Source organism: Aldersonia sp. NBC_00410 (genome assembly GCF_026342035.1).
Lineage (GTDB): Bacteria > Actinomycetota > Actinomycetes > Mycobacteriales > Mycobacteriaceae > Aldersonia.
In genome coordinates this window covers 102194-125204 of the sequence record NZ_JAPENM010000010.1, presented here as the reverse complement: position 1 = coordinate 125204, position 23011 = coordinate 102194, and the positions used below count along the sequence as shown (strand labels likewise).

Here is a 23011-nt window from a genome sequence, read left to right as displayed (position 1 = left end):
CGACGCCAGACAACGGAAGCGCAAGGCCCGGAGAACAAAGGGCAAGGGCTACTGGGCCGCGGGCCGTACCGGACTCGACTAGTTAGTACAACTCAACTGGTCCAACCAGTTGACAAGTGAGCCATTCGGTCGGCACCCTTTTCCTGTGCCCATCGGACCCGTTTCGCGCACCGCACTGTCCGACGCGGTGTACGCCCAGCTCGTGGAGGAGATCCTCGCCGGCCGCTTCGTCGCCGACGACGCGCTGCCCGCCGAACGCGATCTCGCCGAGTCCTTCCAGGTCAGCAGGCATGTCGTGCGAGAAGCGTTGAAGCGCCTGCAGCAGAGCGGACTGGTGCAGATCACCCAGGGCGGCGCGACGCGTGTGCTGGATTGGCGGACCAGTGCCGGCCTCGACGTCCTGGTGGACATCGCGCGAATCGCGCCGGTTCATCCCGTGCAGATCCTGCGCGACATGGTTCGGATGCGACGTTCGATCGGCGCCGACGCGGCCCGACTATGCGCCGAAACCGGAACCGACGCCGCGATCGAACGGATCGGCGAACTCGCACGCAGCTACCCGCCACCCGATTCGGATCCGGTTGTGCTGGTCGTTGCCAACCTGCGCTTCTGGACCGCGGTCGTCGACGGCAGCGCGAACATCGCCTACCGGCTCGGCTTGAACACACTCGTCGCCGCGATCGACGCGATCGGACCGGAGACGATCGCCGGACTGCTCGACGAGTACGCCGACGGCGACGCGCTCGTCGTCCTCGCCGGCCATCTCGCACACCGAGACGCGGATCGCGCACACGAGATGGCGACCGACCTGCTCGGTGGTGTAGTCGATCGGCTCGACCGCCTCGTCGCGACGAAATAGGGAGCCCGGCCAGTGTTCGATCTCATCGCGCACGCGATCCCGGTCTTCGTGATCGCCATGCTCATCGAAGGCGTGTCGTTCCGCTTCCTGCGCGACGACGACCAATCCGGCCAATTCCGCGGCTATGACCTGCGCGACTCCTCGACGAGCATCGGCATGGGGCTGGGCAACGTGGTGATCAACATCGGCTGGAAGCTGGTCGTGATCGCCGTGTACTCGGCCGCGTATCTCGTTGCACCGGTGCACTTGTCGGCGACAAACCCGTGGACCTGGATCGCGCTGTTCCTGCTCGACGACTTCGCCTACTACTGGTTCCACCGGCTACATCACACCGTGCGGGTGCTGTGGGGCAGTCACGTCGTGCACCACTCGAGCACCTACTTCAACCTGTCCACGGCGCTGCGGCAAACCTGGACACCGATGACCTCGCTGCCGTTCTGGCTGCCGCTGGCGTTCCTCGGCTTCTCGCCGTGGATGATCCTGCTGCAGCAATCGATCAGCCTGCTCTATCAGTTCTTCGTGCACACCGAGCGGGTCGGGAAGTTCTGGCGGCCCATCGAATTCATCTGGAACACGCCGTCGCATCACCGCGTGCACCACGCGTCCAACCCGGCATACCTGGACCGGAACTATGCCGGCATCCTGATCATCTGGGACCGGATGTTCGGTACCTTCGCCGGCGAGCGCGAACGGCCCGTCTACGGACTGACCAAGAACATCGACACGTTCAATCCCGTGCGCGTCGCCTTCGGTGAATACGCCAACATCTGGCGTGACGTCCGCACCGCGGGCCGCTGGCGGGATCGCTTCGGCCACGTGTTCCGTGGCCCGGGCTGGCAGCCCGCACAACCCGAACCGATCCAGGCAGCACCACAATCGGCTGTGCCGATCAGCTGACGGCCAGCTACGGGTCGAACGAGGGGACTCGACCGTGTGAGGATCATGACCGTGCCGAGTTCACAGATAGAGGTTCGCCGCCAGTACACCGAGGCGGAAGAGACGGCCATCATCGATGCGGTCCACGGCGCGCTCGTCGCCGCATTCCGTATTCCGCCGCAGGACAAGCATGTGCGGCTGGTCGTACACGCGCCGCACCGGTTGTCGTACTCACCGGGCCTGACGAATCCCGATCGGTACACGTTCGTCTCCATCGATTGCTTCACCGGTCGGTCCGTGCAAGCCAAGCGCGATCTCTATCGGGAGATCGTCGGCCGATTCGGGGCGCTCGGCATTCCCGCGAACCACGTCACGATCGTCTTGCGCGAGAGCGCGACCGAGAACTGGGGAATCCGCGGCGGGCAAGCCGCCTGCGATGTCGATCTCGGCTTCGATGTGAACGTCTGACCGAGCCGTCACACGCGTCTCGGCATGAGCAACGGCGCGAGCACGGCCAGCAGCACCGCCGGGATGAGGAAGCTCGCCGCCGCGTGTTCGGTGTAGATCGGTGTCAGCACCAGTGGTGCCAGCGCCGCCCCTGCGAAACGGAACGACTGCACCACCGACACCGCCCCACCGCGGTTCGGGCCGCCGGAGCCGAGCACTGCGGAGTTGACCCCGACCAGCATCAATTGTCCGGGGATACCGGCCGCCGCCCAGGACGCCACGGTGACCGCGAGGAGGCCGGCGGTCCCGGTCGTCGCGATCAGGACCGCACCGGACAGCGACCCGATCAGCACCGCGCGCCGGGGGCCGATCCGGTCGATCGCGGACCCCAATGGCCGCGCCGCGACGATGCCGGTGAGGCCGAAGCAGGTCAGCACCAGGCCGCGACCGGTCGGGCCGAGGCCGAAATCGTCTTGCACCCGGAATGCCACCAGGAAGCTCAGTCCGCCGAGCGCACCCCACGCGAGCAGCGCAACACCGCCCATCCGCAGTACGTCCGGGCGCATCGCCTCCCGCAGTCGTGGCCGCTGCGCCGGGGTATCGGAGCGTGCGGTTTCGGAGCGTTCGGTGTCGGAGCCGTCCGGGCGCATGGACTTCGGCACGCCGACCGCGCACAGCGCAGCGGCGACGACCGCGATCACCACGAACGCCCACCGCCAGTTGACTTCCGCGGCGATACCGCCGACCAGCGGTGCGCTGGTCTGTCCGGCCGCCTGCAACGCGCCGAAGGTGCCGAGCGCGCGGCCGAGCCGGTGCGCCGGGGTCGACGCGGCGAGCGCCGCCATCAGCAACGGCGTGGTGAACGCATTCGCGCAGCCCTGCAGCACGCGACCGGCCTGCAGGACCGCAAATACCGGGGCGAGCGCGCAGGTCAGCGAGGCGACGATGTAGACGAAGTAGGCGATCCGGACAGTGCGGCGGGCGCCCCAGCGTGCGCCGAGGGTGCCGGAGACGAGCAGCAGCGCCGCGAACGGGAACAGGTAGGCAGTGAGCGAGGAGGCCGCGGTCCCGACGCTGACGTCGAAATCGTCGCCCATTTCCACCAACATGGCGCTGACCACGCCGCCGCCGAACGGGCCGAGGAATCCACCGACGTAGAGCGCCGCCCGGCCGAACGGCTTCGTCGAGATCACGGGTTAGGGCCCGAAGTTCCCCGGTCCCCGGCGGCGCAGGTACTTCTCGAACTCGGCTGCGATCGCGTCGCCGTCGATCTTCGCGATGGTCTCCGACATGTCGACCTCGGCGTCACCGCGTTCCTCGAGCGAGCGCACGTACTCGCTGATCTCCTCGTCGTCCGCGGTCATGTCGCTGACTGCGGACTCCCATTCCTCGGCTTGCGTGGGCAGTTCGCCGAGCGGCACCTCGATGTCGAGCACGTCCTCGACCCGGCGCAGCAGCGCAATGGTGGCCTTCGGGTTCGGCGGCTGCGACACGTAGTGCGGGACCGCGGCCCAGAACGAGATCGCGGGCACACCGGCATTGACGCACTGATCCTGCAGCACGCCGGTGATTCCGGTCGGGCCCTCGTAGCGGGTCTGCTCGAGGTTGAACCGCTCGGCCTGCTCCTTGCTGTACGCGGAGCCGGTGACCGGGACGGGGCGGGTGTGCGGCGTGTCGGCGAGCAGCGCACCGAGGATGACCACCGTGGAAACGCCGAGCTGATCGATGAAATCGAGCAGGTCGGAGCAGAAGCTGCGCCAGCGCATATTGGGTTCGATACCGCGCAACAGCACGACGTCGCGGTCACTGCCCGGCGGCGAACACACCGACAGACTCGAAGACGGCCACTGGATCTCGCGGGTGACCCCGTCCACCTGACGCACCGTGGGCCGGTTGACCTGGTAGTCGTAGTAGTCCTCGGAATCGAGGTCCGCGAGCGGTTCGGCGTCCCAGATGAGTTCCAGATGCTCGACTGCCCCGCTGGCGGCATCGCCCGCGTCGTTCCAGCCCTCGAACGCTGCGACCAGGAACGGGTCACGCAGCTTCGGCAGTTCGGGTTCCGGCACTGCCGGAAACTCTGCATCACTCACCACGCCAGCGTAAGCGTTGCGCGGGATGCGGGGCGCCGGACGGGGATCGCGGACCGAGTCACCCGGTCAGCAGCGGTACGACATCGGTGGCGAAGCGGCGCAACTGGTCGATCTCATCGGCGACCGGCCAGACGAACACCCGGCCCGCGCCGGCGGCATGCAAACCAGCGAGGCGTTGCGCCACCCGCTGCGGCGGGCCGAAGGCGACCCGCTCGGCCAGGGCGTCGGCCGGTTGGGCGAGCGCGGGCGCCACGCGTTCACGCAGAATTCGGGCCGCGTCGTCGGCGTCCGCGATGTGGAACCACAACGTGGCTACCGCGAGCGGAACGTCGGCGGGATCGCGGCCCTCGGCGAGGAGCAGGTCGTCCAACCGGTCGCGGCCGGCCGCGATGGTCGCCGTGCTCGAGTGAAAGGCCGAGGCCAGCCACCCGTCGGCGTACCGGGCGACGCGGCGCAGACCGGCCGGCGAGCCCCAACTCCCGATCCAGATCGGCGGGCCGTCGCCGCGCACCGGTTCGGCGCGCGGTTCGGCGTCGACCGTGTAGTACCGACCGGTGAAGTCGCGGCCGCCCAGGATCGCCCTGGTGGCGGCGACCGCCTCGTCGAATCGTGGCCAGCGCTGCTCGAACGGTATCCCGGCGCTGCGGTAGTCCGCCGCCGACGACCCGGGGGCGATCGCGGCGACGAGCCGCCCACCGGAAAGGACATCGATCGAGGTCAGCGTCTTTGCCAGTGCCATCGGGCCGCGCAGTACCGGGTTGCTCACGGTGGTGAACAGCGCCGCGTCCGCGGAGCACGCGACGACTGCGGTCAGTGCGGTCGGCCCGTCCAACCAGGGGGCGGAAAACAGCAGGTGATCGTTGGCAGCGATGGCGTCGAAACCGAGCGCGACAGCGGTTTCGGTGTACTCGACCAGGCGATCGACGTGGAACGCCTGATCGCCGAAGTCGATCTGCGGGAGGTGGACGCCGAAGCGCAACGCGGTCATCCTGTCTCCGACCACTCGGTGCCCCGAGTTTAGTCGGGTCGGATGGGCGTGGGCCGCGGACCGGGAGTGTTCGGGCTAGCCATTACCCTGTTGTCATGCCATTGCCCTTCCACTCCGCCCTGCTCGATGCGCTCTCGAAGCGCGTCCTCATCGGCGACGGCGCGATGGGCACGATGTTGCAGGCCGCGGATCTCACGCTCGACGACTTCCAGGGCCTCGAAGGCTGCAACGAGATCCTCAACGACACCAGGCCCGATGTGCTGCGCGATATCCATCGCGCGTATTTCGAGGCGGGTGCGGACGCGGTGGAGACGAACACCTTCGGCTGCAACCTGCCCAACCTCGCCGACTACGACATTGCCGACCGGATCCGGGAGCTGTCCGAGAAGGGCACCCGGATCGCGCGCGAGGTCGCCGACGAGATGGGTCCCGGCCGCGACGGCATCCCGCGTTTCGTGCTCGGCTCGCTCGGGCCGGGCACCAAGCTGCCGTCGCTGGGCCACGCGCCGTTCGCCGCGCTGCGCGACGCCTACACCGAGGCCGTCCTCGGCATGATCGACGGCGGTGCCGACGCCCTGCTGATCGAAACCTGCCAGGACCTGCTCCAGGTCAAGGCGGCGGTGATCGGCGGGCAGCGGGCGATGCAGCAGCTCGGGCTACGGCTGCCGATCATCGCCCACGTCACAGTGGAAACGACCGGAACCATGCTCGTCGGCAGCGAGATCGGCGCCGCACTCACCGCGCTCGAACCGCTCGGTATCGACATGATCGGGCTCAACTGCGCCACCGGCCCGGCCGAGATGAGCGAGCACCTGCGGCACCTGTCCCGGCACGCGAGCGTCCCGGTCTCGGTCATGCCGAATGCCGGCCTGCCGGTGCTCGGCGCGAACGGCGCCGAATACCCGCTCGGCGCAGCGGAACTCGCCGACGCGCTCAGCGGATTCGTCACCGAGTTCGGGCTTTCCCTGGTCGGTGGCTGCTGCGGCACGACGCCCGAACACATCCGGCAGGTCGCCGAGGCCGTGCACGGTCTCGAAAAGGCGCCGCGCACACCGGTACACGAGCCGGCCGTCGCGAGCATGTACACCGCCGTGCCGTTCGAGCAGGACGCCAGCATCATGATGATCGGCGAACGGACGAACGCCAACGGCTCCAAGGCATTCCGCGATGCGATGCTCGCGCAGGACTGGCAGAAATGCCTCGACATCGCCAAGGACCAGACCCGCGACGGCGCCCACATGCTCGACCTGTGCGTCGATTATGTCGGCCGCGACGGCGCCGTCGACATGGGTGAATTGGCGAGCCGGCTGGCCACGTCGTCGACCCTGCCGATCATGCTGGACTCCACCGAGACCAATGTGCTGCGCACCGGGCTGGAACACCTCGGCGGCCGGTGTGCGGTCAACTCGGTGAACTACGAGGACGGCGCGGGACCCGAGTCGCGGTTCCAGCAGACCATGGCGCTCGTGGCCGAGCACGGTGCCGCTGTGGTCGCGCTGACCATCGACGAAGAGGGGCAGGCCCGCACCGCCGCGAAGAAGGTCGAGATCGCCGAGCGGCTGATCGAGGACATCACCGGCAACTGGGGGCTGCGCGAGAGCGACATCATCATCGACACGCTCACCTTCACCCTGGGCACCGGGCAGGAAGAGTCCCGCCGGGACGGCATCGAGACCATCGAGGCGATCCGGCAGCTGAAGGAACGGCGCCCGGACGTGCAGACCACCCTCGGTCTGTCCAATATTTCCTTCGGCCTCAGTCCCGCGGCGCGCCAGGTGCTCAACTCGGTCTTCATGCACGAGTGCGTGGAAGCCGGCCTCGACACCGCGATCGTGCACGCGTCGAAGATCCTGCCGATGAGCCGGATCCCCGACGAACAGCGCGAGGTGGCACTCGATCTGGTCTATGACCGTCGCAGTGAAGGTTACGACCCGCTCCAGACGCTGATGGCGCTGTTCGAGGGTGTCTCCGCTGCCGACGCGCGCGCCTCGCGGGCCGACGAACTGGCCGCGATGCCGCTGTTCGAACGGCTCGCGCAGCGCATCGTCGACGGTGACCGCAACGGGCTCGACACCGACCTCGAAGAAGCGATGCAGACCACGCCGCCGCTGCAGATCATCAACGAGACGCTGCTGTCCGGCATGAAGACGGTCGGCGAGCTGTTCGGTTCGGGCCAGATGCAGCTGCCGTTCGTGCTGCAGTCCGCCGAGGTGATGAAGGCTGCCGTCGCGTATCTCGAACCGCATATGGAAGCCACCGACGACGACGGCAAGGGCCGGATCGTGCTCGCCACCGTCAAGGGCGACGTGCACGACATCGGTAAGAACCTGGTCGACATCATCTTGAGCAACAACGGCTACGAGGTGGTGAATCTCGGGATCAAGCAACCGATCTCGTCGATTCTCGAAGCCGCGGTCGACAAGCGCGCCGACGTCATCGGAATGTCGGGGCTGCTGGTGAAGTCGACCGTGGTGATGAAGGAGAACCTCGCGGAACTCAACACGAGGGGAGTGGCCGAACAGTTCCCGGTGCTGCTCGGTGGTGCGGCGCTGACGAGGTCCTACGTCGAGAACGACCTGACCGAGGTCTACGAAGGCGACGTCAGCTACGCCCGCGACGCGTTCGAAGGCCTGCGGCTGATGGACACCATCATGACCCGCAAGCGCGGCGGCGGTCTGGACCCGGACTCGCCGGAGGCGATCGCCGGGCGCGAGAAGGCCGCCGAGCGCAAGGCTCGCCACGAACGCAGCAGGCGGATCGCCGAAAAGCGCAAGGCCGAAGAGGTTCCCATCGTGGTGCCCGAGCGTTCCGATGTCGCGGCCGACGTCCCGGTGCCGACGCCGCCGTTCTGGGGCAACCGCATCGTCAAGGGCGTCTCGCTGTCGGACTACGCCGGCCTGCTCGACGAGCGGGCGCTGTTCCTGGGGCAGTGGGGCCTGCGCGGTCAAAAGGGCAGCGACGGTCCGAGCTACGAGGATCTCGTCGAAACCGACGGCCGCCCGCGCCTGCGCTACTGGCTCGACCGGTTGTCCACCGACGGTGTGCTCGCGCACGCCGCGGTGGTGTACGGATACTTCCCGGCGGTATCGCAGGGCGATGACGTCATCGTGCTCACCGAGCCCAAACCCGATGCGACGCAACGCTTCCGGTTCACCTTCCCGCGCCAGCAGCGCGACCGGTTCCTGTGCATCGCCGACTTCATCCGGTCCTGGGACGATGCTCGCGAGTCGGGCCGGGTCGACGTGCTGCCGTTCCAGCTGGTGACGATGGGGCAGCCGATTGCCGATTTCGCCAACGAACTGTTCGCCGCGAACAACTACCGCGACTACCTCGAGGTGCACGGCATCGGTGTGCAGCTCACCGAGGCGCTCGCCGAGTACTGGCATCGCCGGGTCCGCGAGGAACTGACGGTCGAGGGCCACGCGGTCGCCGACGACGATCCGGCCGATGTGCAGGAGTATTTCAAGCTCGGCTACCGGGGTGCGCGGTACTCGTTCGGCTACGGCGCCTGCCCGGACCTCGACGACCGGGCCAAGCTCGTCGAGCTACTCGAGGCCGAACGGATCGGCGTCCGCTTGTCGGAGGAGCTGCAACTGCACCCGGAGCAATCGACGGATGCGTTCGTGCTGCTGCACCCGGAAGCGAAATACTTCAACGCATGACGCGCCCGTCGATCGAACTCGAGTACCCGGTCCTGGACTGCCCGGATCCGATCGGTCTGGCCCGTTTCTACTCCGCCGTGCTCGGATGGGAGATCGTCCGAGCGGACGAAGACTGGGTCGTCGCGAAGAGTGCCGCCGGGCATGCGTTGGCGTTCCAGCTCGCGCCGTACTTCACACCGCTCGACTGGCCGGCCGAAGGTGTGCATACGCACCTCGATTTCGAGGTCACCGACATGGACGCCGCCCAGGCCTGGGTGGTGGAACTCGGCGCCGAGGTCGTCGACGATTCCGCCGAGCACCCCGGTTTCCGGGTGTTCCGCGATCCGGCCGGGCACTTCTTTTGCCTCTGTTTCCGGACCGAGTCCGAACATCCCGCAGGGTCCGCGTGAGCACTCACCTGGCCGCCGTGCTGTGGGATATGGACGGCACATTGCTCGACTCGGAAGTGCTCTGGGACGACGCCGTCTACGACCTGTCCGAGCGGCTCGGCCGTCGGCTCACCCCCGCGGTCCGGGAAACCACCCTCGGCAACTCCATGTACGGGGCGCTGAGCAAGGTTTTCGCCTACTGCGATGTGGACCCGACACCGGACGCGTTCGAGGAATCCGCGCAGTGGCTACGCACCCGGGTGGGGGAGATGTTCGACGCCGGCCTGCCGTGGCGTGCCGGTGCGAAGGATCTCCTGCGGGCCGTGCGTGCCGCCGGTCTGCGCGCCGCTCTGGTGACGAACACCGAACGGGTGCTCACCGAGAAGGCGCTCAACACGCTGGGCCGCGAGTATTTCGACGCCGTCGTGTGTGGGGACGAGGTCAGGGCGGGCAAGCCCGAGCCGGAGCCCTACGAGCGTGCCGCGGAACTGCTCGGTCTCGATCCGGGGCGCTGCCTGGCCGTCGAGGACTCGCCGACCGGGACCCATGCGGCCGAAACCGCGGGCTGCGCCGTACTGGTGGTTCCGTCCACGGTGGCGGTGGTGCCGCGCCCTGGCGTGGTGCTGCGCGAGTCGTTGGTCGGACTCGATGTCGCCGGTCTGCGTCGCGTGTACGCCGACGCGATGGGCTGACCCGACTCACTCGAACTCCGCGAGGATCTCGCCGCCGAGCACGCGGTCGCTGTTGGTGCGCGCGTCCGCCACAAGCCCTGCGTTCGCCCCGTCCACCTCCGCCGCGTAGACCCGGGCGGCCTCCGCAGAGCGGCCACCGGCGATATGCCGCGCGGTCAGCCGGGCGAGTCGCTCGTCGGTGCTGCTGTCGAGATACCAGAGTTCGGTGAGCAGCGCGCGGATGCGCGACCACGGCGCGGTATCGAGCCCGAGGTAGTTGCCTTCGACGACGATCAATCCAAGCCCGGCCAGCAATGCGTGCGATCCTGCGACCGGCTCGTCGAGGGCGCGGTCGAAGTCGGGCACATATACCGGCGGGTCGCCCGGGCGCAACGCCGCAACGCGTTGCACCGCGACGACGAATCCCGCCGCGTCGAACGTGTCCGGCGCCCCCTTGCGCGCGCGTCGGCCGAGCCGCTCCAACACCGCGTTGGCCAGGTGGAAGCCGTCCATCGGCAGCACTCCGACCCGTTCGGCGCCGAAGGACCGCACGATCGCGGCGGTCAGCGTCGTTTTTCCGGTGCCGGGCGGCCCGGTGATCCCGAGCAGGTGCGGTTGTCCCCGCGCGGCACCGGCGTCGATCCAGTGCTGCACCTGCGCGCGCATGACCCCAGCCACCACGACACCGACCCTAGGACGGCGCCCGCTCATGGGCGCGCGCCGCACACCGGCGGGCTTGGGCGGATTTTCGGATGCGCAGCCGACCTGAGACAATGGCTCCTCGTGAAAACCTTCGAGTCCCTGTTCGCCGAGCTCCAGGACCGTGCCGTCACCCGCCCCGCGGGCTCGGGCACCGTGGCCGCATTGGACGCCGGCGTGCATACCCAGGGCAAGAAGGTGCTCGAGGAGGCCGGCGAGGTATGGCTCGCCGCCGAGCACGAGAGCGACGAATCCCTCGCCGAGGAAATCTCCCAGCTGCTGTACTGGGTCCAGGTGCTGATGGTCGGTCGAGGCCTGAGCCTCGAAGACGTCTACCGACATTTGTAGACGGCCGTATCGACACCGCCGTGTAGACGGCCGTTTCGACACCGTCGCGACCAGGTCGCGCCCATGGTGACCGACCACTTCGAAAGGACCGATTTCATGCTCCGCGTCGCGGTGCCCAACAAAGGCTCGCTCTCCGAGTCCGCCGCCCACATCCTCGACGAGGCCGGCTATCGCCGCCGCACCGACTCCCGCGACCTCACCGTGCTCGACCCCGTCAACCAGGTCGAGTTTTTCTTTCTGCGGCCCAAGGACATCGCGATCTATGTCGGGTCGGGCGAGCTCGATCTCGGCATCACCGGTCGCGACCTTGCCCTGGACTCCGGCGCGCCGGTGCAGGAACGGCTCGCGCTCGGCTTCGGCCGGTCCAGCTTTCGCTACGCGGCGCCCGCAGGCCGGGACTGGCGGGTCGAGGATCTCTCCGACAAGCGGATCGCGACCTCGTACCCGAACCTCGTGCTGGCCGACTTGAAGTCCCGCGGCCTCCAAGCCGAAGTGATTCGGCTCGACGGCGCCGTAGAAATCTCGATCCAGCTCGGCGTCGCCGACGCCATCGCCGATGTCGTCGGCTCGGGGCGAACGCTTCGCCAGCACGATCTCATCGCATTCGGCGACTCGCTGTGCGACTCCGAGGGAGTGCTCATCGAGGCGAACGGCGCCGACCCGCAGGACCGGTCGCGCAATCAGCTCGTCGCCCGGATCCAGGGTGTGGTCTTCGCGCAGCAGTACCTGATGCTCGATTACGACTGCCCGCGCGCGCTGCTCGACGAGGCGGTGCGGATCACGCCCGGGCTGGAGTCGCCGACCGTTTCGCCGCTCGCCGACGAGAACTGGGTCGCGGTGCGTGCGATGGTGCCCCGCAAGGCGCACAACGGCGTCATGGATCAGCTCGTGGAGATGGGTGCGAAGGCGATTCTCGCCTCCGACATCCGTTCCTGCCGGTTCTGACCGACCCGGTACTCCTCGGATACACCGGCGGACTACTCCTCGGTGTCCGGCCAGCCCGGATATGCCGGGACGCTGCCGCCGAAGGCGGGACAGATCGCCCGATAGTCGCACCACGAACACAGCCGGCTCGGGTTCGGACGGAAGTCGCCGGTCGCGCCGGCCGCCCGGATCGCCCGCCACATCGCCGAGAGCGTGCGTTCGAACCGGAACAACTCGTCGGCGTCGGGCCCGTAGGTCAGGATTTCGGCGCCGGCGAGGTAGAGCAGCCGTAGCTGCTTGGCCAACACGCCCCGGGTGCGCAGAATGATCAGCGCATAGAACTTCATCTGGAACAACGCGCTCTGCTCGCGCATCACCGCCGGCACTCGTCCGGTCTTGTAGTCGACCACGCGGAGTGCACCGTCGGGCGCGATGTCGATCCGGTCGATGAACCCGCGCAGCAGCACCCCGTCGTCGAGTTCGACCTCGACCCGGGATTCGCACGCGGACGGCTCGAACGCGGACGGGTCCTCGAGTTGGAAGTAGCCCCGGACCAACGAACGCGCCCCGGCGAGCAACGCCGTGCGCTCCGGCTCGTCGAAGGCCCCGTCGAGGCCGGGGCGTTCCTCGACGAGGCGGTCCCAGGCAGGATCGACGAGTTCGCTCGCCCGATCCGGCGAGCGCTGCGCCGCGGGCAGGTCGTACAGGGCCTCGAGCGCGGCGTGCACCACGTTCCCGCGGGTGGCCGCCGGTGAGGGCGCCTCCGGAATACGGTCGATCGCGCGCAGCCGGTACTTGAGCGGGCATTGCCGAAAGTCGGCTGCGCGCGATGGTGAGAGTGCGAGCCGGCTCCGCTCGGCGGTTTCGCCGGCCGAGCTTGCCTCGAGGTTGTCACCGGCGAGATCGAGGTCGCCCGGTGCCGCAAGTGTCATACCTGGAAGGCTAGGCCCCGGTGCCGACACGTCGAGGAGCCCACGCCGAGCGGCGGGACGCGGACGCGATGCGCCGAACACCGAAACAGTTCCACCCGAGCAAGGGAGCAGTGACGTCGATGACGGCCAACCGGACCGGACCTTTCCAGGTCGGTGATCGGGTCCAACTGACCGACACCAAGGGCCGCAAGTACACCGTCGTCCTCGAACCGGGCAAGGAATTCCACACCCACCGCGGCGGCATCCTGCACGACGACCTGATCGGGTCGGACGAGGGCACCATCGTGACGTCGACGAACAGCACCCCCTACCTTGCGCTGCGCCCGTTGCTGATCGACTTCGTGTTGTCCATGCCGCGCGGTGCGGCGGTGATCTATCCCAAGGACTCGGCGCAGATCGTGCAGGAGGGGGACATTTTCCCCGGGGCACGGGTGCTCGAAGCCGGCGCGGGTTCGGGTGCGCTGACATGTTCGTTGCTGCGCGCAGTCGGGGAGCACGGGCAGGTGATCTCCTACGAGATCCGCGACGATCATGCCGAGCACGCGGTGCGCAATGTGGAGACGTTCTTCGGCGGACGTCCGGACAACTGGCAGCTCACCATCGGCGATGTCGCCGACTACGACGGTGAGCGGGTCGACCGGATCATCCTGGACATGCTTGCGCCATGGGATGCGCTGCCGACGGTGGCGAAGAACCTGGTGCCGGGTGGGGTGTTGATGGTCTATGTCGCCACCGTGACCCAGTTGTCGAAGGTGGTCGAGGCGCTGCGCGAACAGGAATGCTGGACGGAACCGCGCGCCTGGGAATCGATGGTTCGCGGCTGGCATGTTGTCGGTCTCGCGGTCCGGCCCGAGCATCGGATGCAGGGGCACACCGCGTTTCTGGTCAGCGCGCGACGATTGGCGGAGGGCACCGTGACGCTGCGGCCGCAGCGCCGGCCCTCCAAAGGCTGAGCTGGAAAAAGGGCCGAACCGGGGCCTCGAACGAGCACGTGCCGCCGCGATTACTGCGACGGCACGTGCCGAGAATCTCGAATGCGTGTTAAACGCAGGGCGACTGCCCCATGGCGAACAGTTGGCACGCGCTGGCATCGCTGATCTTCCAGGTGCCGTCCACGTTCTGCCAGGTCATCGGGACCGGCATCGCGCCGTTCGGCGAGACGATCTGCACCTGCGCGGTCGCGGTATCGCCGTTGACGGTGGCCTCGCCAACCGCGAAGGTGAGCTTTCCGTAGTTCGCGAGGGCGGCCGTCACGGCCTCGATGTTGGCGGTCCGCGCTTCGCCGTTGACCACGACAGCGGTCTTCTCCGTGGTGGGCTTGGCCGGGTCCAGGAGGATGTCCAGCGTGCTCTGCAGCTCGGCGGAATCCGGCGCGCCGGCAGCGGCAGCCGAGGTCTCCGCAGCCGATGCGGTCGCCGAGGCGCTTGTCGCCGCGCTGTCGCTGCTCTCGTCGTCGGAGCCGCAGGCGGTCAGGCCGATGGCGATAACGAGCGCGCTCGCCGCGACAACGCCGCGCTGGATGAACCTCGAACGAACGAACACAGTTCGACCTTCCGGTACGGTCTCGAAACACCGAGACACCAATGAGTAAGGGCAGGCTAACACGCGGCTGTTAACACGCCGTAGGGGCAGGCACGATGTCTCGGAAACGGCGTTGGAAGGCAAGAATTCATCCATGCCGGTAGCGTTAGTAGACCGGGACTGGGAGGAGTCGCATATGAGCCCCATCGAGAGTTCGGATTCCGCAGCTTGGCGTGAGCTTGAAGCTGTGCGTGCCGAAGCGGCTGCACTCCGCAGGCAACTCGCCGATTCACCGGATCGGAGTCGTGAACTGGAATCGCGGATCGATTCCTTGACCATCCGAAACACGAAGTTGATGGACACGCTCAAGGACGCGCGTCAGCAACTCGTCGCATTGCGCGAAGAGGTCGACCGCCTCGGTCAACCGCCGAGCGGATACGGCGTACTGCTGTCGGTGTACGACGACGAGACCGTCGACGTATTCACCTCGGGCCGCAAGATGCGGCTGAACTGCTCGCCCAATATCGACACCGACACGCTTCGGCAGGGCCAGACGGTCCGGCTGAATGAAGCGCTGACGATCGTCGAAGCGGGCTCCTTCGAGCGCGTGGGCGAGATCTGCTCGCTGCGTGAGGTTCTCGACGGCCATCGCGCACTCGTCGTTGGACATGCCGACGAGGAACGGGTGGTGTGGCTCGCCGATCCGCTCGCCCTGGTCGCGGAATCGGACGACGTCGCCGACCCCGATTCGCCGACCCGGAAGCTGCGCCCCGGTGATTCGCTGCTGGTGGACACCAAAGCCGGCTATGCGTTCGAGCGCATCCCCAAGGCCGAGGTCGAGGATCTCGTGCTCGAAGAGGTTCCCGATGTCGGCTACGAGGACATCGGTGGTCTCGGGCGCCAGATCGAGCAGATCCGCGACGCAGTGGAACTGCCGTTCCTGCACAAGGACCTGTTCCGCGAGTACTCGCTGCGCCCCCCGAAGGGCGTGCTGCTCTACGGCCCGCCCGGCTGCGGCAAGACGCTGATCGCCAAGGCGGTGGCGAACTCGCTGGCCAAGAAGATGGCCGAAGCCCGCGGCGAGGATGCCAAGGAAGCGAAGTCCTACTTCCTCAACATCAAGGGTCCCGAGCTGCTGAACAAGTTCGTCGGCGAGACGGAACGCCATATCCGGATCATCTTCCAGCGGGCCCGCGAGAAGGCTTCCGAGGGAACGCCGGTGATTGTGTTCTTCGACGAGATGGACTCGATCTTCCGCACCCGCGGTTCGGGGGTCTCCTCGGATGTGGAGACCACCGTCGTGCCGCAGTTGCTTTCCGAGATCGACGGCGTCGAGGGGCTCGAGAATGTCATCGTGATCGGTGCGTCCAACCGCGAGGACATGATCGACCCCGCGATTCTGCGCCCCGGCCGCCTCGACGTGAAGATCAAGATCGAGCGGCCCGACGCGGAATCGGCGCAGGACATTTTCTCGAAGTACCTGACGCCCACGCTGCCGCTGCACGAGGAGGATCTCACCGAGTTCGGCGGCGACCGGCCCGCCTGCATCAAGACGATGATCGAACGCGTCGTCGATCGGATGTATGCCGAGAGCGAGGACAACCGCTTCCTCGAGGTCACCTACGCCAACGGCGACAAGGAAGTCCTGTACTTCAAGGACTTCAACTCGGGCGCGATGATCCAGAACATCGTGGACCGGTCCAAGAAGTACGCCATCAAGGCCGTACTCGAGACCGCGTCGCCGGGCCTGCGAATCCAGCATCTGTACGACTCGATCGTGGACGAGTTCTCGGAGAACGAGGACCTGCCCAATACGACGAATCCCGATGACTGGGCACGGATCTCGGGCAAGAAGGGTGAGCGGATCGTGTACATCCGCACCCTCGTCACCGGCAAGAACGCCAGTGCGAGCCGCGCGATCGACACGGAGTCGAACACCGGTCAGTACCTGTAGTCCGATCTGCCGAACGGGTCCCCACCAGCTCGAGGTGGAGACCCGTTCGTCGCGTTCACGCCTGCGGGGGAGTGCCGATCACGGCCGTGGATACCACCGTTCCAGGTAACGGTCCCTGGCAGCGAGGGTGTCGGCCATTTCCTCGACCAAGGGATCGAAGAAGCGGTCCCGGTACTGCGGGTCGGTGCTCGAGCTGACGGTGAAGTACATCGTGCTGAACGCTGCCACGATCATCGACATGTGAATCAGCGCCTGCGACACCGGAACTCGCACGCCGAACCAGGTGCCCTGCTGGGGTGGGCTACCGGTCCACAGCTCGATCACCTCCGGCGGCAGCGCGATCAGCCCCAGCCCGAGGAAGAACAAGAAGATCACGACGGCGAAGACCGCGATCTGCAGGAACTGGGCCAGGAACATCACGATCAGGACGTTGACCACCTCCGCCCGCGAAAGCGGCCGATCGGCGGCACCGCGCTGGGCACGGATACCGGCCAGCTCGTCGCGCAGCGTCGCGAGCAGGAACACCGCCGAGATCGACAGCAGGAACAGAATCGTCTGCCACAGCCGCGCCCGCGGAATGCGCGCGGACAGCTGCCACAGTTCACCGGTGAAGAACACCAGCACGATCAGCACGACCAGGGGCAGCGCACGGGCGGCCAGGGTGCCGACTGCGGTGACCTGACGTACCGCCGACGCCGCCGCCCACGTCAGAATCGAACCGGCACCCAGATACGTCAGCCCTACGGTGACAGCGACGAGGACCAGGTTCAGCGCGGCGTCGGTGAGGAAATGTGCGTCCGGCACCACGTCGTCCTGCAGAAACGGGATGACGAACACGACGGCGAGGATGACGGCGACGGAGAGTGCGCGACCGACGGCGGGACGCGACCTGGCGATCAGCCGATGCACCAGCCAGGCCGCGGTGGGCGGAACGACGATCACCGTCACGACGAATCCCGCATAAAGCGCGATGACGAACGGGTCGATCGTGGACTCGCCGTATTCGGTATCGGTGGTGTCGGGCAGCAGCAGGCCGATCAGGGTGATGACGCCGACGGCGACGACAGCGACGACCATCGGCGCGGACCGCTCGAGCAGTCGATGCGAGCGGTCGGCGCGCGACAGCACCAACGGCAGCCCATGTGAAAGAAACAGCCGGTTCTCCGCGGCGCGGTCCGCACCGCCGGCAGCGGTTCCGCCGATCTCGGGCACGACACAGTTTCACATCTCGTTTTGCCCGGTGTCGCGGGATCGGCGTGGGTATGTTCGCGAGTGCGAGTCGATCACGCCGACTCGAGGGCGAATGGGTCGTCGACGCAAGGGAGAGTGGGATGCCGCTTCCGCAAGCGCTGGGCCGGTTCAACAAGCACGCCACGAACAAGGTGGTCGGCGTAGTCGCCGGGCACCTGCCGGGGATGGCGATGGTGTTGCATCGCGGGCGCAGGTCCGGCACCGAGTACCGCACGCCGGTCAACGTCTTCGGTGGCGCCGAGCGGTATCGGTTCGCGCTGACCTACGGCAAGGACACCGATTGGGTGCGCAACGTGCTTGCCGCAGGCGAGTGCGTGGTGGAGACGCGCGGTCACACCGTCGAGCTCGATGATCCGTGGATCGGTCACGATCCGAAGGTGGCGTGGGCGCCGCCGGTTGTCCGTTCGCTGCTGCGCACGCTCGGCGTGGAGTACTACCTGCAGTGCCGGGTCCGGCACCGCTGACCGAACGGCGCCGCGGCGCAATCGCGTCCAGTCCGCGTCAACGCCGTTGATTCGCATAGTCTCGTGGCATGCAGCGCATCATCGGTATCGAGGTCGAGTACGGCATTTCGTCGCCGACCGAAGCGTCGGCGAACCCGATCCTCACCTCGACGCAGGCCGTGCTCGCCTACGCCGCTGCGGAAGGCGTGCCGCGGGCGCGGCGTACCCGCTGGGACTATGAGGTCGAGTCGCCGCTGCGCGACGCGCGCGGATTCGATCTGAGCCGGCTCAACGGACCCGCGCCGGTGATCGACGCCGACGAGGTCGGTGCGGCGAACATGATCCTGACCAACGGCGCCCGCCTCTACGTCGATCACGCCCACCCCGAATATTCCGCGCCCGAGGTGACCGATCCGCTCGATGCGGTGATCTGGGACAAGGCCGGCGAACGCGTGATGGAAGCCGCGGCTCGGCACGCCAGGTCGGTGCCGGGCACGCCGCCGCTGCAGCTGTACAAGAACAACGTCGACGGCAAGGGCGCCTCGTACGGCACGCACGAGAACTACCTCATGGCGCGCGAGACGCCATTCAACTCGATCATCGTCGGACTCTCGCCGTTCTTCGCCTCGCGGCAGGTGATTTGTGGGTCGGGCCGGGTCGGCATCGGCCAGTCCGGTGACACCGCAGGCTTCCAGCTTTCCCAGCGCTCGGACTACATCGAGGTAGAGGTCGGGCTGGAGACCACCCTCAAACGCGGCATCATCAACACCCGCGACGAGCCGCACGCCGACGCGGACAAGTACCGCCGGCTGCACGTCATCATCGGCGACGCGAACCTCGCCGAAATGTCGACCTACCTCAAGGTCGGCACGACTGCGCTCGTGCTCGACGTTATCGAGGCCGGTGTCGATCTTTCCGATCTGCAGCTCGCCCGTCCGGTCACCGCGGTCCACACGATCAGCCATGATCCGACGCTGCGGGCAACGGTCGCCCTCTCCGATGGCCGCGAGATGACCGGTCTGGCGATCCAGCGTGCCTACCACGACCGGGTGGCGAAGTTCCTCCAGGAACGCGGCGAGGAGGACGAACGCGCCACCGACGTCATGGAGAAGTGGGCGATGGTGCTCGATCTGCTCGAGCGCGACCCGATGGACTGCGCCGAGTTGCTCGACTGGCCCGCGAAACTGCGGCTGCTCGAGGGATACCGCACCAGGGAGGGCCTCGGCTGGGCGGCGCCGAAGCTGCACATGCTCGACCTGCAGTATTCGGATGTGCGCCTGGACAAGGGCATCTACAACCGGCTCGTGGCACGCGGATCGATGCAGCGCCTCGTGACCGAACAGCAGGTGATGTCCGCGATGACGAATCCGCCACCCCTGACCCGCGCCTACTTCCGCGGCGAATGTCTTCGCCGGTTCGGCGCCGACATCGCGGCCGCCAGCTGGGACTCGGTGATCTTCGATCTCGGTGGCGACTCGCTGGTCCGCATCCCCACCCTGGAACCGCTGCGCGGGACAAAGGCGCATGTCGGCAAGCTGCTCGACTCGGTGGACACCGCCGCGCAGTTGGTCGATCAGCTCACGACGTAGCAGCGCCCAACGTATGGCGGGCAATTCGTGCGTGGACGACGCACGATGACGGTATCGATCGGTAGGGTTAAGGTTCGAGCACGAGTGGCGACTCGCCTACTCGCGCACTGCACGCACACGAGGAGGTCGCCGGCTATGGCGCAAGAGCAGACCAAGCGCACGGGTGGCGGTGGCGAGGACGACGGTCCCGAGGGCGATGGCGCCGCCGGTCAGGAACGTCGGGAAAAGCTCGCCGAGGAAACAGACGACCTGCTCGACGAGATCGACGATGTGCTGGAAGAAAACGCGGAGGACTTCGTCCGTGCCTATGTGCAGAAAGGTGGCCAGTGACACCTGAGGGTGCCTCGCGACTCCGGCTGGGGTCCGATATCTCGTCCTTTTCCGAACACCTCCGCGCACATGCGCCCGAACTGCTGCCGGGTCACCGGAAGGATCTACCTGTCGACGCGCACGGCGACATCGCTCCGCACGGCACCACGATCGTCGCGCTGACGTTCGCCGGCGGCGTCCTGATCGCGGGTGACCGCCGCGCGACGATGGGCAATCTGATCGCGAGCCGCGACGTCGACAAGGTGTACATCACCGACGAGTACTCGGCTGCCGGCATCGCGGGCACCGCGGGTATCGCCATCGAACTGGTCCGACTGTTCGCGGTCGAACTCGAGCACTACGAGAAAATCGAAGGCGTACCGCTTACGTTCGACGGCAAGGCGAGCCGGCTCTCGTCGATGGTGCGCAACAACCTGCCCATCGCGATGCAGGGCCTTGCCGTCGTCCCGATGCTGGTCGGGTTCGACCTCAACGCAGCGGATCCCGCACGTGGGGGCCGAATCGTCTCCTACGACGTGGTCGGCGGCCGATCCGAGGAACGGGCCGGCTACCACGCAGTGGGTTCGGGCTCACTGTTCGCCAAGTCGGCGCTGAAGAAGATGTATCGCAGCGGAATCGACGCCGACGAGGCGCTGCGGTTCGCTGTCGAGTCGCTCTATGACGCTGCCGACGACGATTCCGCAACCGGCGGACCCGATTTGGGGCGGCGGATCTACCCGACCGCCGTCCTCATCACCGCCGAAGGCGCCGAGCAGGTTACCGCGGAGCGCGCCGAGGAGGTGGCCCGCGCCGTCGTCGCCGACCGCGCCCGACAGGAGAGTGAGCCGCGATGACACTGCCGTACTACGCGTCCGCGGAGCAGATCCTGCGGGACAAGACCGAACTGGCGCGCAAGGGCATCGCGCGGGGACGCAGCGTCGTCGTGCTCACTTACGACAAGGGCGTGGTGTTCGTCGCGGAGAACCCGTCGACGGCGCTGCACAAGGTCAGTGAGCTCTACGACCGCATCGGGTTCGCCGCGGTCGGCAAGTACAACGAGTTCGAAAATCTGCGCCGTGGCGGCATCGTGCAGGCGGATCTGCGCGGGTACTCCTACGACCGGCGCGACGTCACCGCACGGTCGCTGGCAAATGCCTACGCGCAGACCCTGGGCACAATCTTCTCCGACCAGCTCAAGCCCTACGAAGTGGAGATCTGTGTCGCGGAAGTGGGGTATCCGGACAGCCCGAAGCCGCCGCAGCTCTACCGGATCACCTACGACGGTTCGATCGTGGACGAGCACGGCTATGTCGTGATGGGCGGCACGACCGAGCCGATCACGACCGCGCTGAAGGACTCGTACCAGCCCGGTCTCGAACTCGGCGCCGCCGTTGCGGTGGCGGTCGAGGCGCTGCAGTCCGGGACCGCAGACCCGGCAGGCGCGGAGAAGGACAAGCGCGTCCTCGATGTCTCCGCGCTCGAGGTCGCGGTGCTCGACGAGACCAGGCCGCGCCGCGCGTTCCGTCGCGTCACCGGAAGCACGCTCGAAGAGCTGGTGACGACCAAGCGCAAGGGCGGTCGCAAGGCCGCCGCCGCCGAGGCGACACCGGACAAATCCGAAAGCTGACCGCGGCGGTCGATCTCCATCATCCGACCGGGCGCGTCGCGTGCGTGTACCGCCGCCACGCGCCCGGTCGCTGTAGTGTCGAAGAGTGCAGCGACGAATATTGGGTCTCGAAACCGAGTTCGGTGTCACGTGCACCTTTCACGGACATCGACGGCTGAGCCCGGACGAGGTCGCGCGGTATCTGTTCCGCCGAGTGGTGTCCTGGGGCCGCAGTTCCAATGTCTTTCTGCGTAACGGCGCACGGCTCTACCTCGACGTCGGATCCCATCCCGAATACGCGACCGCCGAGTGCGACAGCCTCGTTCAGCTCGTCACCCATGACCGGGCCGGCGAACGAGTGCTCGAAGAGTTGCTCATCGACGCCGAGCAGCGGCTCGCCGAAGAAGGCATCGGCGGCGACATCTACCTTTTCAAGAACAACACCGACTCCGCAGGCAACTCCTACGGCTGCCACGAGAATTTCCTCGTCGTGCGCGCCGGTGAGTTCTCCCGGATCTCCGACGTGCTGCTGCCGTTCTTGGTCACCCGGCAGTTGATCTGCGGCGCGGGCAAGGTGCTGCAGACACCGAAGGCTGCGACGTTCTGCCTTTCCCAGCGTGCCGAGCACATCTGGGAGGGCGTCTCCTCGGCCACCACCCGGTCGCGACCGATCATCAATACCCGTGACGAGCCGCATGCCGACGCCGAGAAGTACCGCCGCCTGCACGTCATTGTCGGCGACTCGAACATGGCAGAGCCGACCACGATGCTGAAGGTCGGCACCGCTGCGCTGGTCCTCGAGATGATCGAAGCCGGCGTGTCGTTCCGCGATTTCGCGCTCGACAACCCGATCCGTGCCATCCGCGAGGTAAGCCACGATCTCACCGGCCGCCGCCCGGTGCGGCTCGCCGGTGGCCGACAGGCCAGCGCACTCGACATCCAGCGCGAGTACTTTGCGCGCGCCGTCGAGCATGTCCGCAACCGTGAGTCCGATCCCCAAATCGATCAGGTGATCGACCTGTGGGGTCGCACCCTCGATGCCGTCGAGGCACAGGACTTCGCGAAGGTGGACACCGAGATCGACTGGGTGATCAAGCGCAAGCTGTTCCAGCGCTACCAGGATCGCTACAACATGGAGATGTCCGACCCGAAGATCGCACAACTCGACCTCGCCTACCACGACATCAAGCGTGGCCGCGGTGTGTTCGATCTGTTGCAGCGCAAGGGACTTGCGAAACGCATCACCGAGGACGACGCGGTGGACGAGGCCGTGGACACCCCGCCGCAGACGACGCGTGCCAAGCTGCGTGGCGAGTTCATCGCCGCCGCGCAGGAGGCCGGCCGTGACTTCACCGTCGACTGGGTACACCTCAAGCTCAACGATCAGGCGCAACGCACCGTGCTCTGCAAGGACCCGTTCCGGTCCGTTGATGAGCGGGTGGAACGTCTGATCGCGTCGATGTAGCCGACCGCG

Annotated in this window: 23 protein-coding genes; 16 read left to right on the top strand and 7 right to left on the bottom strand. The window is 67.1% G+C overall.

All coding sequences use genetic code 11. The annotated features are described in order from the left end of the window. The first annotated feature begins 145 nt into the window (after positions 1-145). From OG921_RS22035 to OG921_RS22025, 3 genes are read left to right on the top strand one after another with little or no spacing between them, the layout of a single operon-like run. Positions 146-859, top strand: a complete 714-nt coding sequence (locus OG921_RS22035; protein WP_266114676.1) for a FadR/GntR family transcriptional regulator — start codon at positions 146-148, stop codon at positions 857-859. Positions 860-871: 12 nt separating this feature from the next. Continuing rightward, a complete protein-coding gene (locus OG921_RS22030; protein WP_266114675.1) occupies positions 872-1756 on the top strand; it encodes a sterol desaturase family protein in 885 nt (294 codons plus the stop codon). Between the two features lie 51 nt (positions 1757-1807). Continuing rightward, on the top strand, positions 1808-2203 hold the full coding sequence (locus OG921_RS22025) for a tautomerase family protein (protein ID WP_266114674.1): 396 nt from the start codon (positions 1808-1810) through the stop codon (positions 2201-2203). Between the two features lie 8 nt (positions 2204-2211). On the opposite strand, the gene OG921_RS22020 is transcribed toward OG921_RS22025, so the two are convergent. Genes OG921_RS22020 through OG921_RS22010 form a run of 3 tightly spaced genes read right to left on the bottom strand, consistent with a single transcriptional unit; the run spans position 2212 to position 5260 of the window. Continuing rightward, positions 2212-3375, bottom strand: a complete 1164-nt coding sequence (locus OG921_RS22020; protein ID WP_266114673.1) for an MFS transporter — start codon at positions 3373-3375, stop codon at positions 2212-2214. Positions 3376-3378: 3 nt separating this feature from the next. Further along, positions 3379-4275 (bottom strand): PAC2 family protein, encoded by an 897-nt coding sequence (locus tag OG921_RS22015; protein WP_323182849.1) that lies wholly within the window; start codon positions 4273-4275, stop codon positions 3379-3381. A 55-nt stretch (positions 4276-4330) separates the two neighbouring features. Beyond that, positions 4331-5260 (bottom strand): LLM class flavin-dependent oxidoreductase, encoded by a 930-nt coding sequence (locus tag OG921_RS22010; RefSeq protein WP_266114671.1) that lies wholly within the window; start codon positions 5258-5260, stop codon positions 4331-4333. A gap of 95 nt (positions 5261-5355) precedes the next feature. Between OG921_RS22010 and metH the strand changes: the two genes are divergently transcribed. Genes metH through OG921_RS21995 form a run of 3 tightly spaced genes read left to right on the top strand, consistent with a single transcriptional unit; the run spans position 5356 to position 9982 of the window. After that, a complete protein-coding gene (gene metH, locus OG921_RS22005; protein ID WP_266114670.1) occupies positions 5356-8922 on the top strand; it encodes a methionine synthase in 3567 nt (1188 codons plus the stop codon). Next, on the top strand, positions 8919-9311 hold the full coding sequence (locus tag OG921_RS22000; protein ID WP_266114669.1) for a VOC family protein: 393 nt from the start codon (positions 8919-8921) through the stop codon (positions 9309-9311). Before metH ends, OG921_RS22000 begins: the two co-directional genes overlap by 4 nt. Then, on the top strand, positions 9308-9982 hold the full coding sequence (locus tag OG921_RS21995; RefSeq protein WP_266114668.1) for an HAD family phosphatase: 675 nt from the start codon (positions 9308-9310) through the stop codon (positions 9980-9982). The genes OG921_RS22000 and OG921_RS21995 overlap by 4 nt, the downstream gene beginning before the upstream one ends. A gap of 6 nt (positions 9983-9988) precedes the next feature. On the opposite strand, the gene OG921_RS21990 is transcribed toward OG921_RS21995, so the two are convergent. Beyond that, positions 9989-10642 carry a nucleoside/nucleotide kinase family protein gene (locus OG921_RS21990; RefSeq protein ID WP_266114667.1) on the bottom strand — a complete coding sequence of 218 codons (654 nt, stop codon included), beginning with the start codon at positions 10640-10642 and terminating at the stop codon, positions 9989-9991. 84 nt (positions 10643-10726) lie between these two features. Here OG921_RS21990 and OG921_RS21985 point away from each other — a divergent pair, with 84 nt between their 5' ends. Then, positions 10727-11008: a phosphoribosyl-ATP diphosphatase gene (locus tag OG921_RS21985; protein WP_266114715.1), complete on the top strand. Its 282-nt coding sequence runs from the start codon at positions 10727-10729 to the stop codon at positions 11006-11008. A 96-nt stretch (positions 11009-11104) separates the two neighbouring features. Continuing rightward, positions 11105-11953 (top strand): ATP phosphoribosyltransferase, encoded by an 849-nt coding sequence (gene hisG, locus OG921_RS21980; RefSeq protein WP_266114666.1) that lies wholly within the window; start codon positions 11105-11107, stop codon positions 11951-11953. Between the two features lie 32 nt (positions 11954-11985). On the opposite strand, the gene OG921_RS21975 is transcribed toward hisG, so the two are convergent. Beyond that, a complete protein-coding gene (locus tag OG921_RS21975; RefSeq protein WP_266114665.1) occupies positions 11986-12864 on the bottom strand; it encodes a RecB family exonuclease in 879 nt (292 codons plus the stop codon). A gap of 119 nt (positions 12865-12983) precedes the next feature. Between OG921_RS21975 and OG921_RS21970 the strand changes: the two genes are divergently transcribed. Continuing rightward, complete coding sequence (locus tag OG921_RS21970) at positions 12984-13817, top strand: tRNA (adenine-N1)-methyltransferase (protein ID WP_266114664.1); 834 nt, start codon at positions 12984-12986, stop codon at positions 13815-13817. Between the two features lie 88 nt (positions 13818-13905). Here OG921_RS21970 and OG921_RS21965 read toward each other — a convergent pair whose 3' ends face one another. Beyond that, positions 13906-14406, bottom strand: coding sequence for a hypothetical protein (locus OG921_RS21965; RefSeq protein ID WP_266114663.1), 501 nt, complete (start codon positions 14404-14406; stop codon positions 13906-13908). A gap of 175 nt (positions 14407-14581) precedes the next feature. Here OG921_RS21965 and arc point away from each other — a divergent pair, with 175 nt between their 5' ends. Then, complete coding sequence (gene arc / locus OG921_RS21960; RefSeq protein ID WP_266114662.1) at positions 14582-16339, top strand: proteasome ATPase; 1758 nt, start codon at positions 14582-14584, stop codon at positions 16337-16339. Between the two features lie 78 nt (positions 16340-16417). On the opposite strand, the gene OG921_RS21955 is transcribed toward arc, so the two are convergent. Further along, positions 16418-17551, bottom strand: a complete 1134-nt coding sequence (locus OG921_RS21955; RefSeq protein ID WP_266114661.1) for a hypothetical protein — start codon at positions 17549-17551, stop codon at positions 16418-16420. Between the two features lie 119 nt (positions 17552-17670). On the opposite strand from OG921_RS21955, the gene OG921_RS21950 reads away from it, so the two are divergent. The 6 genes from OG921_RS21950 (at position 17671) to pafA (ending at position 23002) form a co-directional block, all read left to right on the top strand. Then, on the top strand, positions 17671-18054 hold the full coding sequence (locus OG921_RS21950) for a nitroreductase family deazaflavin-dependent oxidoreductase (RefSeq protein ID WP_266114660.1): 384 nt from the start codon (positions 17671-17673) through the stop codon (positions 18052-18054). Between the two features lie 68 nt (positions 18055-18122). Next, complete coding sequence (gene dop / locus OG921_RS21945) at positions 18123-19622, top strand: depupylase/deamidase Dop (protein ID WP_266114659.1); 1500 nt, start codon at positions 18123-18125, stop codon at positions 19620-19622. A gap of 135 nt (positions 19623-19757) precedes the next feature. Then, positions 19758-19952 (top strand): ubiquitin-like protein Pup, encoded by a 195-nt coding sequence (locus tag OG921_RS21940; RefSeq protein WP_266114658.1) that lies wholly within the window; start codon positions 19758-19760, stop codon positions 19950-19952. Further along, a complete protein-coding gene (gene prcB, locus OG921_RS21935; protein WP_266114657.1) occupies positions 19949-20785 on the top strand; it encodes a proteasome subunit beta in 837 nt (278 codons plus the stop codon). Before OG921_RS21940 ends, prcB begins: the two co-directional genes overlap by 4 nt. Then, positions 20782-21558, top strand: a complete 777-nt coding sequence (prcA, locus tag OG921_RS21930; RefSeq protein ID WP_266114656.1) for a proteasome subunit alpha — start codon at positions 20782-20784, stop codon at positions 21556-21558. The genes prcB and prcA overlap by 4 nt, the downstream gene beginning before the upstream one ends. 85 nt (positions 21559-21643) lie before the next feature. Then, positions 21644-23002, top strand: a complete 1359-nt coding sequence (gene pafA, locus OG921_RS21925) for a Pup--protein ligase (RefSeq protein ID WP_266114655.1) — start codon at positions 21644-21646, stop codon at positions 23000-23002. Positions 23003-23011: the final 9 nt, after the last annotated feature.

Bases quoted from the DNA above. Each gene is read 5' to 3' on its own strand.
- OG921_RS22010 (WP_266114671.1), bottom strand. From the start codon at position 5,260: ATGACCGCGTTGCGCTTCGGCGTCCACCTCCCGCAGATCGACTTCGGC.
- metH (WP_266114670.1), top strand. From the start codon at position 5,356: ATGCCATTGCCCTTCCACTCCGCCCTGCTCGATGCGCTCTCGAAGCGC.
- OG921_RS22000 (WP_266114669.1), top strand. From the start codon at position 8,919: ATGACGCGCCCGTCGATCGAACTCGAGTACCCGGTCCTGGACTGCCCG.
- hisG (WP_266114666.1), top strand. From the start codon at position 11,105: ATGCTCCGCGTCGCGGTGCCCAACAAAGGCTCGCTCTCCGAGTCCGCC.
- OG921_RS21975 (WP_266114665.1), bottom strand. From the start codon at position 12,864: ATGACACTTGCGGCACCGGGCGACCTCGATCTCGCCGGTGACAACCTC.
- OG921_RS21970 (WP_266114664.1), top strand. From the start codon at position 12,984: ATGACGGCCAACCGGACCGGACCTTTCCAGGTCGGTGATCGGGTCCAA.
- arc (WP_266114662.1), top strand. From the start codon at position 14,582: ATGAGCCCCATCGAGAGTTCGGATTCCGCAGCTTGGCGTGAGCTTGAA.
- OG921_RS21950 (WP_266114660.1), top strand. From the start codon at position 17,671: ATGCCGCTTCCGCAAGCGCTGGGCCGGTTCAACAAGCACGCCACGAAC.
- dop (WP_266114659.1), top strand. From the start codon at position 18,123: ATGCAGCGCATCATCGGTATCGAGGTCGAGTACGGCATTTCGTCGCCG.
- OG921_RS21940 (WP_266114658.1), top strand. From the start codon at position 19,758: ATGGCGCAAGAGCAGACCAAGCGCACGGGTGGCGGTGGCGAGGACGAC.
- prcA (WP_266114656.1), top strand. From the start codon at position 20,782: ATGACACTGCCGTACTACGCGTCCGCGGAGCAGATCCTGCGGGACAAG.